At 32.5% G+C, this 17623-nt stretch carries 18 protein-coding genes; 7 read left to right on the top strand and 11 right to left on the bottom strand.

Going from position 1 to position 17623, the window contains the following annotated elements; translation table 11 throughout:
• Positions 1–56 precede the first annotated feature (56 nt).
• From JJQ60_RS15525 to JJQ60_RS15505, 5 genes are all read right to left on the bottom strand, one after another.
• Positions 57–719 carry a hypothetical protein gene (locus JJQ60_RS15525; RefSeq protein WP_201922212.1) on the bottom strand — a complete coding sequence of 221 codons (663 nt, stop codon included), beginning with the start codon at positions 717–719 and terminating at the stop codon, positions 57–59.
• Between the two features lie 347 nt (positions 720–1066).
• Positions 1067–1747, bottom strand: coding sequence for a peptidoglycan DD-metalloendopeptidase family protein (locus JJQ60_RS15520; RefSeq protein WP_201922209.1), 681 nt, complete (start codon positions 1745–1747; stop codon positions 1067–1069).
• Positions 1747–3075 carry a flavin-containing monooxygenase gene (locus JJQ60_RS15515; protein ID WP_201922206.1) on the bottom strand — a complete coding sequence of 443 codons (1329 nt, stop codon included), beginning with the start codon at positions 3073–3075 and terminating at the stop codon, positions 1747–1749. Before JJQ60_RS15515 ends, JJQ60_RS15520 begins: the two co-directional genes overlap by 1 nt.
• A gap of 76 nt (positions 3076–3151) precedes the next feature.
• Positions 3152–3547 carry a hypothetical protein gene (locus JJQ60_RS15510; protein ID WP_201922203.1) on the bottom strand — a complete coding sequence of 132 codons (396 nt, stop codon included), beginning with the start codon at positions 3545–3547 and terminating at the stop codon, positions 3152–3154.
• Positions 3531–4118, bottom strand: coding sequence for an RNA polymerase sigma factor (locus JJQ60_RS15505; protein WP_201922200.1), 588 nt, complete (start codon positions 4116–4118; stop codon positions 3531–3533). Before JJQ60_RS15505 ends, JJQ60_RS15510 begins: the two co-directional genes overlap by 17 nt.
• 148 nt (positions 4119–4266) lie before the next feature.
• Between JJQ60_RS15505 and JJQ60_RS15500 the strand changes: the two genes are divergently transcribed.
• On the top strand, positions 4267–4617 hold the full coding sequence (locus JJQ60_RS15500; protein WP_201922197.1) for a DUF6249 domain-containing protein: 351 nt from the start codon (positions 4267–4269) through the stop codon (positions 4615–4617).
• 72 nt (positions 4618–4689) lie between these two features.
• Here JJQ60_RS15500 and JJQ60_RS15495 read toward each other — a convergent pair whose 3' ends face one another.
• The 5 genes from JJQ60_RS15495 to JJQ60_RS15475 form a co-directional block, all read right to left on the bottom strand.
• Entirely contained in the window at positions 4690–6246 is a 1557-nt protein-coding gene (locus tag JJQ60_RS15495; protein WP_201922193.1) for a DUF5018 domain-containing protein, read from the bottom strand.
• 199 nt (positions 6247–6445) lie between these two features.
• Positions 6446–7084, bottom strand: coding sequence for a hypothetical protein (locus tag JJQ60_RS15490; RefSeq protein WP_201922191.1), 639 nt, complete (start codon positions 7082–7084; stop codon positions 6446–6448).
• Positions 7085–7459: 375 nt separating this feature from the next.
• Positions 7460–8830: a hypothetical protein gene (locus JJQ60_RS15485; protein WP_201922189.1), complete on the bottom strand. Its 1371-nt coding sequence runs from the start codon at positions 8828–8830 to the stop codon at positions 7460–7462.
• Positions 8811–9419, bottom strand: coding sequence for a hypothetical protein (locus tag JJQ60_RS15480; RefSeq protein ID WP_201922186.1), 609 nt, complete (start codon positions 9417–9419; stop codon positions 8811–8813). The genes JJQ60_RS15485 and JJQ60_RS15480 overlap by 20 nt, the downstream gene beginning before the upstream one ends.
• Positions 9403–9948, bottom strand: coding sequence for an RNA polymerase sigma factor (locus JJQ60_RS15475; protein ID WP_236669145.1), 546 nt, complete (start codon positions 9946–9948; stop codon positions 9403–9405). Before JJQ60_RS15475 ends, JJQ60_RS15480 begins: the two co-directional genes overlap by 17 nt.
• A gap of 223 nt (positions 9949–10171) precedes the next feature.
• Between JJQ60_RS15475 and JJQ60_RS15470 the strand changes: the two genes are divergently transcribed.
• From JJQ60_RS15470 to meaB, 4 genes are all read left to right on the top strand, one after another.
• A complete protein-coding gene (locus tag JJQ60_RS15470) occupies positions 10172–10393 on the top strand; it encodes a hypothetical protein (protein ID WP_201922183.1) in 222 nt (73 codons plus the stop codon).
• Between the two features lie 83 nt (positions 10394–10476).
• Positions 10477–11031, top strand: coding sequence for a DUF2911 domain-containing protein (locus JJQ60_RS15465; RefSeq protein ID WP_201922180.1), 555 nt, complete (start codon positions 10477–10479; stop codon positions 11029–11031).
• Positions 11032–11100: 69 nt separating this feature from the next.
• Positions 11101–11814: a DUF6090 family protein gene (locus JJQ60_RS15460; protein ID WP_201922177.1), complete on the top strand. Its 714-nt coding sequence runs from the start codon at positions 11101–11103 to the stop codon at positions 11812–11814.
• A 102-nt stretch (positions 11815–11916) separates the two neighbouring features.
• Complete coding sequence (gene meaB / locus JJQ60_RS15455) at positions 11917–12987, top strand: methylmalonyl Co-A mutase-associated GTPase MeaB (protein ID WP_201922174.1); 1071 nt, start codon at positions 11917–11919, stop codon at positions 12985–12987.
• A 24-nt stretch (positions 12988–13011) separates the two neighbouring features.
• Here the strand turns inward: meaB and JJQ60_RS15450 are convergent, their stop codons facing one another.
• Complete coding sequence (locus JJQ60_RS15450; protein ID WP_201922172.1) at positions 13012–13290, bottom strand: hypothetical protein; 279 nt, start codon at positions 13288–13290, stop codon at positions 13012–13014.
• 338 nt (positions 13291–13628) lie between these two features.
• On the opposite strand from JJQ60_RS15450, the gene JJQ60_RS15445 reads away from it, so the two are divergent.
• Both JJQ60_RS15445 and JJQ60_RS15440 read left to right on the top strand, forming a co-directional pair.
• Entirely contained in the window at positions 13629–15149 is a 1521-nt protein-coding gene (locus JJQ60_RS15445) for a BCCT family transporter (RefSeq protein ID WP_201922167.1), read from the top strand.
• A 177-nt stretch (positions 15150–15326) separates the two neighbouring features.
• Positions 15327–17438 carry a transglycosylase domain-containing protein gene (locus JJQ60_RS15440; RefSeq protein WP_317194018.1) on the top strand — a complete coding sequence of 704 codons (2112 nt, stop codon included), beginning with the start codon at positions 15327–15329 and terminating at the stop codon, positions 17436–17438.
• Positions 17439–17623 lie beyond the last annotated feature (185 nt).

Here is a 17623-nt window from a genome sequence, read left to right as displayed (position 1 = left end):
GCTTCAGGTTTTTTTATATTGTTTTAATCTTCAAAACCCGTTTAAGATATATTTTTTTACATTTCTGCAAGATTTTCCTCATACTCTATATCCAGATACTTCTCAACAACTACAGAATCACCATTATTATTTTCGAGCATATACACCCCAACCGGTAATTGACTCATATCAATTACGTTTGTAGTTTTTGATAACACATGAATAGTATCCTTAACTTCAAACAGTTTCAATTTATCTCCTTCTTCAAAATCAACAACAGTGATTATATCTCCTTCTCTTTTTATAGACAATAAATTTTTCTGAGAATCCACATAACTTTGAACAAATTCTTGTTCTACATTTACTTCTTCATTTATAGCTACCTCTTCAATCGGATAATTTTCCTCCCTACCTTCATCAGAAAGATAACTTTCTCCTGCTATAACAACTGCACCTTCTATTATAAGTTCCTCTTCCATACGGTCTATAATAACAGATTTTCCCTGATTGTTTTCTAATATGTAAGAACCAAGAGGCAATTGACTTAAGTCAATACTTGAGTAAGATTTAGACAAGATATGGTCTCCTGTTTCAGCTTCAAATAATTTTAACTTATCTCCTTCTTCAAAATCCACTACCTCAACGATAAGACCATCTTGTTCTACAATATGGCTGTTATCATCACTAGCAAAAACTGAAATTGATAAAAATAAACTGAATAATAGTGCTGTAGTTTTCATAATTTTGGGGCTTTTATGTTAAAAACTTACGGTTTTACCATACAATTATATTGCTTAATAATTACCCTAGCAACTAATAATCAGAGTTTTAGACCAAAAACTCTTAATTCTCGATGAAATACTTAAAAAAATGTTAAAAAAATATTAACTATCTGATTACCAATAATTTAGTTTGTTAAAAAATAAAAAACAACGACCAAATACATGTTTATCATGACCAAAAACACAAATTATGGTCATAATAACCTCGACTTGGTTAACTTGTACATAAAAGAGAGAGAAAGATTATTTTTTTCTTGTAAATCTAATTATAAAGTTATTGTAATGTTCTTCGATACATTATTTGTTTAACACATTTTCAATAACAAATTAGGATCAGGACAATTTTGAAGATAAAAATCTAAATCCTTTTTGTTAGACACTCCAGGATAATCTCCTACCTTTCCTTGCAAATCTTTAATAATTTGAAAATGCAAATGTGGTGCATAATCACCATTTACCGACGCATCCCCCAAATGTGCGATACAATCTCCTGCTTGTATACTTTGATTAATCTCTAAATTAGTTATAGAATCTAAAGTTAAATGTCCATAAAGAGTATAAAAAACAACGTCATTATAAGCATGCTCTAAAATAATTGTTGGTCCATAATCACCATAATTATTGTTGTTTTTAAAACTGTGTACCTTTCCATATAAAGGAGCATGTATTTCTGTTCCGGCATCACACCATATATCAATCCCTAAATGGATATTACGCTCGGTCTCGGGATTTTGTTGATTAAAATGTGTACTTCTGCGATAAATACCTCTAATTTCATTGTATCCACCATAGGCAACTTTTGCATTATTTCTCATTAAGTATTCGGTAATATACTTTTCAAATGCCTTTGAAGACGACACATCTATTTGGTTTAGGTCTTTATTATTTTCTGATAAATCAATAGAAACATACTCTTCTTTGGAGAGCTCTGAAGATATTATCGGTATAAAGTCTTCAGATAAATTTGAAATAAAATCATTCTTCATTATGCACTTTTTGAAATAGGTTTTGGCTCTTTAGACTTCCAGTTTTTAGGAAGTTGCTTTAGCAATGCTTTTCTAAAAGCGTGGTAGTCTACAGTTATAGTATGCCTAGGCGTATTGATCTGTTTATAATGAGGGTTTGTGATTTCTTTTTCGCACAGGCTCTTTATATTGGAAGGCAACTTCCATTCTCCGGTTAAATAATTGGCTACAATTTTGCTCTGCAATTCTGACCCCGGCCAAATACACCCTAATGGCTGAAACATTCCCACAAAAAACACATCGTGATACTCTGGATGAAACATTTTTAAATATAATGGTACGGGTCCATCACTATAATTAATAAAAGATTCATCAAAAAATGAATGTTTAAGAATATATCCTGTGCATGCAATAATTACATCAATACCTTCTTTAGTTCCATCTTTGAAATACACCGTATTTCCGTCCAGTTTTTCAATATCAACTTTTGGGTGCACTTTGCCATGCCTAATTTTATATAACAACTCATCATTAATCGTTGGGTGGGTTTGACCAAACTTTGTCTTCACCTCTTGCAAGCCATACAGCTTATTTTTACCGAGTAATATGTTAAGTAATCGATCATTTAACCAACTTCTAATTTTGATAGGTAACCAAGAAGAACGCGCCCCTACAATATCAGATGGTAATCCAAAGAAGAATTTTGGAATAATACGATATCCTCTCCTCCAACTTATACTCGTTTTTTTACTTACTCTACTAGTCTCTACAGCAACATCGCAGGCAGAATTACCACCACCAATGACTAAAACTCTTTGATCCGTAAAAGGAGCCGCCTTTTTATAGCTATGAGAATGAATAAAATCTCCAGTAAAATCTCCAGGATATTGTGGCATTCTTGGTACGGAGTGATGACCATTGCAAACTACTAAATCTGTAAAAATCTCCTCTCGTTGCTTTCCATTTTGCAGTATCGTTATATGCCATTGATTATCGCCCTTCCTTATGCAATCTTTGACTAATGTTTCAAACTCTATAAATGGGTACAGCTCAAAATGCTTAGCATATGCTTGAAAATATCTTCTAAGCTCATCGTGAGATGGGTAATCTGCTACAGTTTTATCAAAATCATCAAAAGTATAGTCCTCATATTGAGACAATGTTTTAGAACTTATGATATGGGTAGTTTCAAAAACACTAGAATGGCTTTCGTCTTCAGAAAAAATCCAATTACCTCCTACTTCGCTATTGCGATCATAACAAACTACTTCGAGGTTTTTATCTTTTAAATTTTTGAGTGCCGTAATTCCACTTGGCCCTGCTCCAATGATACATACTCTTTTTTGCATACAACAACTTCCCTATAAATTAATACGAATGTAAAATAGAGAATGTACCGCAGTTTAAAAAATATTTTTTATAGTCTTACATAGAAAAGCTTCTGTCAATTCTCTTCTTAAGCAAAGTAACCTGTACAAAAAATAGAAGACCCAAAAACAGAACTCCATAAATTGTAGCTTTTGTTAATACCATTCCAGAAAGTGGATTTTTAATGTTTATAGAGTTTAAAAAAGAAATATCAATACCCTTAGAAGTAGTTCCTGCTACATCTGGTAAAGAAACTAAAGCAAAAATAACTCCTATAGCAATTAAACTAACAACTAACCAAGCGCTTTTAGAAATAAGAGGTTTATATACAAATGCTCTATTAGATTGTGAAGCCTCAACTTGTTTCATTACTTGTTGCAAAAAATCAGGAGAGGGAGTATCCAATCCTGCCTCTCGTACTAATTTATCTATATCTTTATATTGCTCTTCCATTTTTACTACTTAGTTCAGGTGATATATGATGTTGTAATATCGAATATAGCTTTTTTCTACTTCGGTATAATTTTACTTTTACATTATCTATGGTTAAACCTACAATTTCAACTATTTCTTTTATACTTTTTTCTTCAAAATAATACAAAGTTACTATAACCGCTTCATCTTCGGGAAGCTTCAATATACTATCAGAGATAATTTCTTTCCTTTCTTTGGCTTGCAAATAGCTTAAGGCATCATTAACCAGTCCTATTTCTCCTTCATTTATATTGTCTATAAATTCTGAGGTCTTCATCCGCTTATTAGCCTTAATCGCATCCAAGCTTTTTCGATAGGCAATAGTATACAACCATGTCGAAAATTTAGCCTCTCCTCTATATTTACGTAAAGATTCATATGCTTTAACAAAACTATCCTGAGCGACTTCTTCTGCTTGTTCTTTATTTTTTAGCATACGATATACTACCGTATAAACTAAATTTTGATAGCGTTCTACAAGTACCGAAAAAGCATTTACATGCCCTTCAAGGACTTGATTAATATAATATTGATCTGATTGATGGTTCATTTATACATAAGACGACGCTATGTAAATATAGGTTACACAATTCTTTCTAAAAAAGTACATTTTTTTTGTCACTTATTTGTAACCTAATTTAACATGATACCGTCATAATAGAAAAACGAACAGTATTAATCAATAAAAATTAAAATTTATGAGAGCAGAAGGAATATTAATCCCATTAATTGTTTTTGGTTGTATTTTTGGAATCTTTTACCTTTTTGTTACTGCAAGAAATAAAGAACGCTTAGCATTAATAGAAAAAGGTGCTGATGCTTCCATTTTTTACAGCAATAAAGAAAAAAGAGTTACTCCTATTTGGAAAGTACTAATCTTAAATCTATCGTTATTATTAATGGGTATTGGAACAGGTATCTTTATAGCAGGAATTTTAAGTGAAGTTATCGGTGTTGAAGAAGACATCGCCTACCCGGGAACGATCTTTTTAATGGCAGGAGCCGGATTATTTGTAGGTTTCAATATGACCAAGAATTTGGATAAATAGAATTGCCCTAGATTTTCAAAAAAGAAAACACCGGTAGTAAACCGGTGTTTTTTTATTCAACATATTAATGTATTAATCTTCACAAATATCATCCTCATCCAATTTGAGGTTATTTGGATTAGCAAACAAATCGCAAACCTCTCTTGGAATGCGTGTAACGGGGTTATCTCTTAAATCGAGTGTAGCCAAGTTAGTAGTTCTTAAATCCCCTAATGCTCGTGGTACTTCAGAAATATTATTATCATTTAATCTTAAAGACGCTAGATTTACTAATTGTCTATATACTCCTACCTGTATTACTTCGATATTGTTCTGCCCCAAATCTAATAGTGTAAGTTGGTTCAATCCATCTAATATGAATGGTAGCGAAGTCAATTTATTATCTATTAGCGTTAAAAAGTTTAGATTACTCAAATTATTGATCCCATCAGGAAGTCTACTTAAATTTGAAGAAATGATTGATAACGATTGAAGCATAGATAACTTACCTATACTTTCAGGGAGTTCATAAACTGTTACAAGAGCAACAGCCGCAATATTAAATGAAACTACTCTTCCTGAGCTATTTAAGGTAATACCACTCCAATTATCAATTTCGGTAGCATTGAGATCCCAATTCCTAAGATACTCAACTGGTAAGTTTAGATTATCTAGCTTATGATTGGCTTTATAGAATTCTACTAATACGGCCCTATCACTTCTTGGACTATCAGCTTCAAAGATATCAAATCTGTATTCTTGTGTACTACCATCTCTTTTGGTAATTGTATATATACGTACTTCATTAAAATTTTGAACCTGACCACTTGCAGGACTAACAGTGATCCCATTAGAGGTTTCAATTATAGGAGTTAAATTATCAAGTGTAGTTCCTTTTGGTAATTCTAAAGTTACATCTTTACCATTTATTGAAGCACTGTATTCTTGGCCTCCAACAGTGAAAGTAACTGTGGTGATTGCATCCTTATAGCTTTCTATACGATACGATGTTTTTGTTATTCCATCTTGAGCCGTAACTGTGTATATCACAGGATTGGTAAAGTCCTGAGGCACATCAATTCCTGGATTTATTGTTGCATCGGGTGAAAGCTCGATACTAGGAAGTAATGCAGAAATGTTAGCGGTATTAGGAAACTCTACTGTTATGACATTATCTTCTATTATTCCCGGTATATCTTCGCCTAGGTTTGCCGAAGCGTTTCTATCGGTATTGAAACTAAAATTGATGATCTCACTTTCATTACTATCTTCTAATACAACGGTAACCGTATAGACTAACTCTGCAAAACCATCGCCAGTAATTTTATATGTTACAGGCTCAGTAAAGTTTTCTGGGAACCCTTCGTTCGGAAAAATTCTTGCTCCCTCTGAAACTTTAATAGTAGGCCTTAAAAACTCCAAAGATGTATTCGCCGGAAGTACTGCTGTGATCACCTTATTTGTTTGATCTATGATAGCTATTATATCCTCTTGTAAATCATCATTATTATTTGCCAAAAACTCAAACGACAATATTTTGAGCGATTCTTGTTGAATAGAATTGGTGTTACCTATATCATCATCGCTATTACAGCTCGATATCGTAAACCCAAAAAATAAAGCCCCTAAAATAAATAATTGTTTTTTCATTGTGTGATTGTTTTTTATTTCTATAGCATTAGGCAAACGTTATGCCAAAGCTTTAAAACAATCTATTATGCTACGAAAATCATTTCGAAAACTAGAAAAACAACACCTATCCAAACGATGGCCAATTATTATTTAAAGTAAGAGTATAAAAAAAGCCTATCAGAAATTTGATAGGCTTTTCATTATTTATTTTTTCTTATTACATATCTGCAACTTGATCGTTGTCAACAAATTTTTCAACAACTACAGATTCTCCTCTGTTATTCTCTAAAACATATACTCCAGCTGGTAACTGACTTAAATCAACGTAACCTTCAGTTTTAGATAAAATATGAACAGTATCCTTTACTTCAAATAATTTGATTTTATCACCTTCTTCGAAACCAACAACATTTACGATATCTCCTTCTCTAGTGATCTCTAATAAATCTGTTTGAGTATGCTCGTAGTAATTAGCAAATTCTTCTTCTACATCAATGTCATTAGATATATAAGATCTTTCGCTATCTCTTGTTAAAACAAAATCCTCTTCTACTGTATCTAAAACACCATCAATATTAATCTCATCCTCAAATCTTTGGATCACAATAGACTTTCCTTGACTGTTCTCAAGTAAATAAGATCCCATTGGCAATTGACTTAAATCAATTTGGTTATGAGTTTTAGATAAAATATGATCTCCTGTTTCAACTTCGAACAACTTAATCTTATCTCCTTCTTCAAAATCAACAACCACAACTACTAATCCTTCTTTCTCCACTTCAAGAGTTTGGTCATTGTCATTTGCATAACTAGTTACACATAAAAGAAAGCTAAATATATATGCAATTGATTTCATCTTCATAATGGTTTCTTGTTTCCTTATTACGGTTTTACCACACAATAATATTATATAATTACTGTTAAACAAACTAAAAACCAGACTTTTAGATCAAGTGTTTTCGATTTTCGACAAAAGACACAAAAACTGTTAATTTCAACCACATTTAAAGCCAAACAACTAATAATCAGTATTTTATTTTTAATAAATTATCAAAATAACAGACAAAAAGCATATTCTACAGATGAAATAACCACTTCAAATAGTTATTCTTACTTTTTATTCTTAATTAAATGTGAAAAATAGAAATACTAAAAAAGCCTCATTAGTTTATTAACCAATGAAGCTTTCTTATAATTAACACTATAATTATTATGAAAAACTATCTATTTCTTATTTATTGTTTAAAACAACCTCGCTGTATTTAGCATTAATCGTAATCATTTTATCTGTACTTCGAGTTTTCTGAAAACCATTTATGAATACATTACCAAAATTCTTTCTTGTATTTGTCTCAAGGCTCCTAGGTATAGAAATTAAGCTTTGTACTCCACTGTACGATATATTAAAAGCGGTTTGAGGCAATGTCAATTTAAAATCGCTATTCTGTACTGCTAAGTCTAAGGTCGAAAAGGACTCTCCTAAATTTTCTATAGTAATAATACCAAAACTACCTGAAATTGCTCCATTCTCATCTAACTGTTGAATATAGATATTACTTGAATCGGCATTTACTAAAAGATTCTTGGCATTCTGTATTCTACAATTCTTTACATAATTAACCACTAATCTTCCATTGTTCCATTGACGAACAAAAACCGGAGAATATGAAGCTTTTATAAAGGTTTGATTTCCATCTATAACATTAGCCGAAAGTTTGGTGTGCGATAAAGATGCCCTAATATTCTTAGATCGTTCTGCTAATTGTACATCACCATGGCGAATATTAAGTTTTAATTTAGCTCCAACTGGTATGCGCACCTTAATTATTTTATTAACCCCGCCATCAACATTCTTCTTTTTTGAGCTATACCGATATACGGTTACATTAGCGGTTCTCCTTTGTTGGTTTTCTATATCTTTTATTAATTGAGAAGCCCATGCTTCCATTTGTTTTCCATATTGTTGTCCCCATGTTTCTAAACGTATTTCTTTTTGAACAGATATCTTAGGGTTTTCCTCAAATTGTTTCGCCCACAGTTGTTTTTTCTGATCCTTATCATCACTAAACTTTTCGCGTATTTGATTTTCCCATTGTTTAATATATTTTGCTTCTCCAGGATTATTTTTGCGAGCATTAATACTAACATTCGAAAAATCATCAGACAGTGCATTAGGCATTGGATTGTTGGCAATATTTTCCATAATCGGGCCCAACATACTGGCGATAGCCGGTTCTAGCATTCTTAGCTCTTCTTTTGTAACTCTTACATTAGTAGCGGTAACACTTCTAGTCCATAAATTACCAGCAACAGAATTAATTAAGACATCATTACCGTTTCCTGATACATTTACTTTCCAGCTATCCAGAATACGTTGACTATTTTCATCTGTAAGATCATCACCTTCCAAAAAAGCTTCTACCTCAATAGTATTTCTATTCCATGTTTCAAAAACAACATTAGTATGACTTGTATTTAGATTAACCGTTACATCTTTATTAACATCAAATTTTTCTTTCAATTTATGCTGTCTTTCTTGCGCAAACAGGCTTACACAACATAACATACATGACGTAACAATACTAAGCTTGTATTTCATCATAACTTTCATTCGTAATTTTTTCTAATTCTTTTAATTTATCGTTTAATCTATTTAATAGACTTAGTCTTAATTTAAGGTTTTCTATCATCGCCTCTACGCTTTGCTGATTTGGACCAACTTCCATAAGTTCTTTATTAAGACTCTGGTATTCAATATCTAGGTTTTTTAATCGCACCATAAAACTTTCTACTAGCTCTCTATTTGTATCATCTATAGTGATCTGGGACAACTTGACTTTAATAAGTGTTAACACATTATTTTCCATCTCTTCATATTTTGGAGAAATCTCTGCCAAAGGAGAAGATTGTTTGTTTAACAATACGGTAGCGTTTTTGATTTCTGTATTATCAACTATATCTGTTGTATCAGGCACCTTATTTTGAAATTGGTTAAAGGTCATTAATGAAACTGAAAGAATAACAACAATACTAGCAGCTATCTTAAGCCATGAGTAATTAACGCTTTTTGTTGCCTTTATGGGAAGTTCTTTATCTAACCTATCCATAAAACGTTCTTGGTGGCCTTCATTAATACGTTCAGAAGGAAGCTGTTTATCCTGCTTTAATAGCTCTCTAATATCTTGTGCCATCTCTCAAATGTTTTAGTTGATCCTGAAGTTGTTTTTTACCTCGATGAACCAGTGTTCTTGATGCAACCGGGGTAATATCTAGTATTTCGCTTATTTCATTATGATCATACCCTTCTATTAAAAAGAGCATCACCGCATATTTATATTTTTCTGGCAATCGTTCAATTGCACTTTTCACTTCTTCTACTGTAACAGAATCAGACACTGACCAATCGTTTTGCTCCTCTACAGTAGTCATAACTTGCTCATTAATAGCAACCATATTCATTTTCTTGGCTTTTAGCATATCTATGCTTTTATTAATTACAATTCGTTTAAGCCAAGCTCCAAAAGTCACGTCGCCCGTAAATTGATGTAGTCTAGTAAATGCTTTAATGAAAGATTCTTGCATAGCCTCCTCTGCCTCAAAGGGATCTTTAAGGAAACGTAATGCTACATAATACATACCATCACAGTATTTATTATAAAGCTTCATTTGAGCCCTACGATCATTGGCTCTACATTGCTCTATTAGCTCGCTTTGTAACAAACTTTTTAAACTTTTGGTTAGTGATTCTTATTTAAATATTCATTCATCTATAGAGACGATATCGTATTTCTTATGTTGCAAAATTATACATAAAATTCGTTTACATCTAACAAATAACTGAATATCAAATAATTAATACGAAATTAACTTTTGTTAAAGTAAGTTTCCGAACCTAAAAACAACTAAGATAATGACTTATATTAACCATTAACCTGTATTAACCATGCGTAAATTAAAGAAAGATTACTATTGTGGTGATCATGAAGAAATCGAAGGTGTATTTAGTCTTTTAGAGAAAAATGTGGATTGTACCAACCAATTGATCAAACATATTGACAATCTGATTGAGAACAAATATTTTTCTGAACCAGTACACAAGGCACTAACGTTATTAAGAAACACTTGTGCAGTAAATGTAATGAACATTGCCCAACTCACTAATTAACGTTAAGACATTCGATTTTAAGAACACGTAAACATGTTTTTGATATCGAAAAGAACTATCTTTCGATATCAAAAACATGTATTATGCCTAAGCTATTAAAACGAGCCATTATAATTACCATTGGATTAGTAATCATTGGATTTGTAGGTATGTATTTTATGAAACAAAATACTAAAAAGCATAGCCCAGAAGAAACGATTACGCATACCGCCAAAGATGCAACCTTTACTGTATTTTACAATCGTCCATATAAAAAGAATAGAGAAATTTTTGGAAATCTGGTTCCATACAACGAAGTCTGGCGAACCGGTGCAAATGAGGCTACAACATTTACGACGGATAAAGATATACTTATAGATGGCACACCACTTAAAGCAGGAACATATACATTGTGGACCATTCCAAACCTTAGATCCTGGAAAGTTATCTTTAACAAAAAAAAGTATAGCTGGGGCGTACATATGGATGGAACACCACAAAGGGACCCCAGTTTTGACGCGCTAATTGTGGAAGTCCCAGTAATACCTTTACTAAATAGTAAGGAACAATTTTCTATTTATTTTGAGAATGCGAATGATTTTGCCATATTCTATATGGCATGGGATAGGACTGCTGTAGCGGTTCCTATTAAAGTATGATATATTATTTTGATAATTTACTCTAATTTATAATTTTATAACTTCTTAATTTTATTTCTTTCAACTAAAATGCTTCGGACATTAAGAAAAATCAGACAAAAACTCCTGAACGATGGAAGCATCAAAAAATACTTAGCTTATGCTATAGGAGAAATTTTGTTAGTGGTTATAGGAATATTAATTGCATTACAACTCAATAACTGGAATCAAAATAGAAGTAATAATAACGTAGAAATTCAATATTATAAAGCCATTAAAGATCAACTTAAAGAAGACCTTAATAGTTTAAAGTCAGAAATTGATTATAATAAAAATTACTTAGGTGAATTTTCGTACGCAAAAGACATAATCATAAATAATGATCAAAGTAAAATAAACACCCTGGGTACGATTACGTTAGAAATGATACGCTACTCTGACTTTAGACGAAAAAGTAATGTATATCAAACCCTTGTAAATAGTAGTGAAGTGAAACTACTAAAGAATAAAAATGTTGTTCAGAAACTTCAGAGTCTTGAAGAAATGTACATTTACATTAATAGGTTAGAAAGCACTCACCTTAGTGTCATTCTTTCCCAAATAGTACCTGAGATCAAAAAAACTATTAGAATAAGTCCGTTTAAAGTAGAGGATCATGAAGCTATCTATAGCTATCAATTTCAAAATAATTTTGATTTGTTAATTGGACTCATGAAAGAGAAAGAGGACCTGTACAAACAAGCTGAAAATGAAATTATTTCTACTATTTCGTTCATTGATCAAGAACTTACGGATAAAAAATAAACATTGATATTGCTAAATATTAGTTTTGATATTCTATAGGTTTTCATCTATCAAACACCTTATACATAAAAGGAATTTATAACTTTGTCATAAAGCCATTCTGTGTCTAAAGATATTAATCAAAATACTAATTCTTCGAAAACACCTTTGAGCACTAGCCGTCAAGCTATTGATCGATTCAAAAAATTACAACAAAAAGAGGTGTCAACAGACCACCTGCTCCAAGGCATACTAGCTAAGGATACCACAGCTTTAAGTAGAGGGATTACATTAATTGAAAGCACACAACAAAACCACGCCCAAAAGGCTCAACAACTTATAGAAAAGTGTTTACCGCATGCTAACAATTCAATTAGAATAGGTATCACTGGTGTTCCTGGAGTTGGGAAAAGCACTTTTATTGAAGCCCTCGGTAGCCTACTTATCAAAAAAGAAAAAAGAGTTGCAATTCTTGCTGTAGATCCTAGTAGTGCTATTTCGCATGGTAGTATTTTGGGAGATAAAACCCGGATGGAATCCTTAGTCAGATCACCCCAAGCTTTTATCAGACCTTCTTCATCAGGGAGTTCGTTAGGTGGAGTTGCCCAAAAGACCAGAGAGTCTATTATTCTTTGTGAAGCAGCCGGATACGATATCATTATCATAGAAACGGTTGGTGTCGGGCAAAGTGAAACTGCTGTACATAGTATGGTAGATTTCTTCTTACTGCTAAAGTTAGCGGGAGCCGGAGACGAGCTTCAAGGTATTAAACGAGGTATTATTGAAATGGCTGATGCTATTGTAATTAATAAAGCCGATGGAGATAACATAAAACGTGCTCGACAGGCAAAAAATCAATTTAGAAAAGCGTTGCACCTATACCCGCTTTCACAAAGTAGTTGGTCGCCAGAAGTTATGACTTGTAGCGCATTAGAAGATGACGGTATTGAAGAAGTTTGGGAATTGGTTCTAAAATATCTCGATATTACAGCTAAAAATGGTTTTTTTGAAGATAATCGAATTCAGCAAAACAAATTTTGGCTATTACAAACTATTGAAGAACAACTAAAAAGTAACTTCTATAGTCATCCTAAGGTACGTGCTGCGTTAGATTCACAAATTGATGCTGTTCAACAACATAAAATAACACCTTTTGCTGCTGCCAGGTATTTATTAGAATTGAGTAAGCAATAGAGAAAATATCAACCAGATAACAAGTTACTTATCTTCAATTTCCCCTACATCTTCTTTACTTACTCCTGTGGGCACTTCCATAGTTGGGTTTTCAAAGCTTTGCATCGAATCTGCTAATCTTTTACTTATTTTCACCAGATAAATGGTATCAGGAGTCTTTACTTCAACAGCTTCAATAGCTTCGTTATGATGATTTTTAAAAGAAATAATATCTCGATCGGCATAACCATCAGGAAACTTTTCTACAAGAAGGTTTAGAATGTTTCGATTTAATTTTTTGTAGTCAACAATTACTCTTCTCATGGGTTTGCAGGTTTAGTTAGTCATATATCTATCAAAAATGCGTTAAAAACACATTTTACAGTACAAACCTTGGGGTATTAATGTAACTAACCCCAAGTAATTTTCAATCCGGGTATAGTGCATAATCTGTTTGTTATGCTATTACAAGTTTATTTAAAAAAAATGAAACTTTTAAGAAATCAATCTTAAAAAATAAATTATTTTTTAGATTTTTTACTTGTTAAAAAACCCAAAATTTTTGAATCCATAACACTCTATTGTCAAAAGTTTTTTAGACATTTATAATAAATCAAAAGTTTGATGATGAAAACAATCGAACTTTATGAACATAGTATCTCATGAAACTAAACCCTAAGCAAAATGGCTTACTCTACATCTCATTAGGAATTTTGCTTTTTTTCTCATTTTTCTTGTATGTTTTCACCATAGAGACTTATAATGGAATTGAATCTTTTTCTGTATATATTCGACAGCGATTTGGTAAGTTTTATCTATGGTTGGGTTTACTATGCGTATTATTACTAGTAGTTTTAGCTTTTTCTCGTTGGGGAAAGCATCGTTTAGGAAAAGATACAGATAAACCACAGTTTTCACGTTTAGCTTGGATATCCATGCTATATAGTGCAGGAATGGGTGCAGGGATTCTGCTTCGGGCAGTACAAGAACCTGTTTTTATGATGCGCAACCCTCCTATTGATAATCAAACAGACTCAGGAACAATTGCTTTAGAATACACTTTCTATCAATGGGGCTTTACTGCGTGGGCATTTTATGCAGTATTTGCCATTGCCGTCGGGTATTATCTCTTTGTACAATCAAAAAAAGTATTGTCAAGTAGTGCTTTTTCTTCAGTAGAACGAATGGTACCTTCAAAAAAACCTCAACAGCTTATCTTTGGTAGTATCGATATTCTTGCGATTCTGACTACTGTATTTGGTCTTGTGGCTGCAATTGGATTGGGTACCACTCAAATTGAAGGTGGTCTCACCCATTTACTACAAGAAGATTTTGGTCTTCAGGGGACTATCGTTGTACTTCTAATTATTTCGATCCTGGCATTTTTATCTGTTTTTAGAGGTGTAAATAAAGGGATTAAAGTGATTTCTACCTGGAACATCTATATTACTTTAGGGTTACTTTTTTTTGTATTGGTTCAAAGTGATGTCCTCTCTGTATTTACACAATTTTCTACAGCTCTATTTCATTATATAGTTGATTTTATACCCTTAAGCATAGCATACGGACAATATAATCCTGGCGAAGAATTTCTAACCGACTGGACCTATTATTATTGGGCATTTTGGTTAGCCTGGGCTCCCTTTACAGGAATTTTTATTGCAAGGATATCAAAAGGGCGAACCATGCGCGAAGTTATATTGGGCGTTTTACTTGTCCCCTCTTTAGGGACCTTCTTTTGGTTTACAACCTTTGGCCAATCAGCATTTACAATTATAGAAAATTTTGGGAGCTATCAAGGGCAATTTGATAATGTCTTTAGTTCCATTTTTATCTTTTTTGAAAACTACCCTTTTCAAGGATTCATAAATACATTAACCATCTTACTACTCATTAGTTTTCTAGTCACTTCATTGGATTCAGCTATTTTTGTTCTAAGCATGTTTACAGACGATGGAAAACAGGAGCCTTCAAAAAAACATCGCCTTTTATGGAGTATTATTTTAACCATCTTTTCTATTGGAATTATTTTATTAGGAAATGCTAAAGCCGATATTAATGTACTTATTGCCATGCAAAAACTTCTTATCATTACTTCTCTCCCCTTTTCATTACTAATGGTTGTTATGATAGTTTTATTTATATATGATTTTAGAAAACAACAACAAACAATTTCTACTTAATAATATATTACTTTCGACGTTATGTATGTCGATATGATGATTATGATAAAAAAGTTATTACAAAACAAATGGATCAAATGGTCCCTTCTAGTATTGAGTGGAGTTATCTTTTTGTTTCTATGTTTTTATACAAGTATCTATTTTGGTTTTTTTGGAAAACTACCAAACAAAAATGAATTGAGCTCTCTAAAACAAGCCGAAGCTACTCAAGTACTAGATAAGGATGGAAACTTGATCGGTAAATACTATATCTACGATAGACAACCTATCACATATGAAGACTTACCACAACATCTGATTGATGCTCTGGTCGCTACTGAAGATGCCCGATTTTATGAGCACGATGGTGTGGATAATAAAAGTTTATTCCGAGTATTTTTTAAAACCATATTACTTAGAGATAAATCCTCAGGAGGTGGAAGTACAATAACTTTACAACTGGCCAAAAATCTATTTGGTAGGAAAAAGTATCGTATGTTCAGTACCGTTGTTAATAAGCTAAAAGAGTCTTTTATTGCGAAAAGAATGGAAGACATATATTCAAAAAAAGAAATTCTTACATTGTATTTCAATACGGTTCCATTTCCTGATAACACATTTGGAATTGAAAGTGCCTCTCAAAAATTTTTTAATAAACCAACGCATAAGCTAACGCTTTCTGAAGCTGCCATATTAATAGGAACACTAAAGGCAAATCATAGTTATAATCCAAGGCTTTTTCCTGAAAGAAGTCAATTGAGAAGAGATGTTGTATTACAACAAATGGTAAAATACAAATATCTAAGTCCAGATAGAGCGAATCAAACCATGAGCCAGAGCATCATTCTAGACTATCAGTATTTTAATCATGATTTAGGTCTGGCTCCTTACTTCAGAGCTGCAGTAAAAAAAGAGCTTAACGAGATCTTAAAAAAACATAAAAAACCAGATAGTACATTATATGATTTATATAATGATGGATTAATTATCCATACTACATTAGATTCTAAGATGCAATTTTTGGCAGAACAAGCTATGCAAGAGCATATGCAATCGTTACAAAGTGATTATGAAAAATCTTTTGGGAGTACCACCCCATGGAAAAACAATAAGGAACTTGTCGATAATGCAATGAAAGACTTGACTATTTATAAAAATTATAAAAGTCAAGGACTAACCGAAAACCAAATTAAAGACTCTCTCTCCAGAAAAAAGGATATAGAATTATTCGAATGGAAAGAAAACATCACCAAAAAAGCATCTTCATTAGATAGCCTGCAGCATTACCTTAAATTTCTTAATGCCGGGATGGTAGCCATAGAACCTTCTACAGGAGCGGTGCAAGCATATCTTGGCGGTATTGATTATCGATATTTTAAATATGATCATGTTTCGCAAAGTAAGAGGCAAGTAGGGTCAACCTTTAAACCCTTTGTATATACTACGGCAATTGAACAGGGCATGAAACCTTGTTCGTATTTTTCAACAAGAGAAATCACATACACCAACTTGGATAACTGGACCCCAAAAAATGCCTCGGAACAAGAAGATCCCTTCCTAAACTACACCTTAGAAAAAGCATTAAGCACTTCTGTCAATACTATTGCCGTCAAAGTTTTAAATGAAGTTGGTATCTCAAAAGTGGTTGATCAGGTTAGAAAACTAGGGATATCTGATTCCCTTTCAGAAAAACCAGCTATGGCTTTAGGGACAGATGGAATTAAAATAAAGGATTTGGCAGGAGCTTATGCCAGTTATGTTAACCAGGGAAAAGCTGTAAAACCATATTATATATCTAGAATTGAAGATAAAAATGGCAACCTTATTATTTCTTTCGAACCGGAAATTGCTGAAAATCCTGCATATACTGACTATACAAGGCAGGTGCTTTTAGAAATGATGAAATCTACCGTAGAACAAGGCACTGCTGCCCGCATAAGAAGCACCTATCAATTAGAAAATGACATTGCAGGAAAAACAGGAACTACCCAAGACAATAAAGATGGTTGGTTTGTAGGTATTACTCCTAATCTGGTCGCTATAACTTGGGTGGGAAATGATAATTATAATATTGGTTTTAAAACAACAGCTTTGGGTCAAGGTGCAAATACTGCATTACCTATTTTTGCCAAATTATATCAAAAAATGAATCAAGATGTTACTTTTGATCCTATTACAAAAAGTAAATTCGAAAAACCATCTGAAGAAGTCATCCAAGATTTAGATTGTAAGTCTGAAAAAAGAGACAATATCTTGAAGCGACTTTTTGGTAAAAAGAAGAAAAAGAAAAAATTTAAAAAAGGAACATAACCTATTGAGAAGTACCTAAAAGGTTAAAGTTTTAACCCCAAAGCTTCTTCGAAGAACCTCAGAGTTATTTCGGAGAATTTAAAAGGCACAAAAAAGAAGCAAAAAGGTTCTTATAATAACCTTTTGGGTATTAATATGCAGCCAAAAACATCTTCAAAGCACTTAGTAGGTTCTTTGTAATACCA

The organism is Aquimarina mytili, assembly GCF_016735115.1.
GTDB classification, from domain to species: Bacteria; Bacteroidota; Bacteroidia; order Flavobacteriales; family Flavobacteriaceae; genus Aquimarina; species Aquimarina mytili.
The sequence above is the reverse complement of the archived record's forward strand: the minus strand, read 5'-3'. Positions and strand labels throughout refer to the sequence as shown.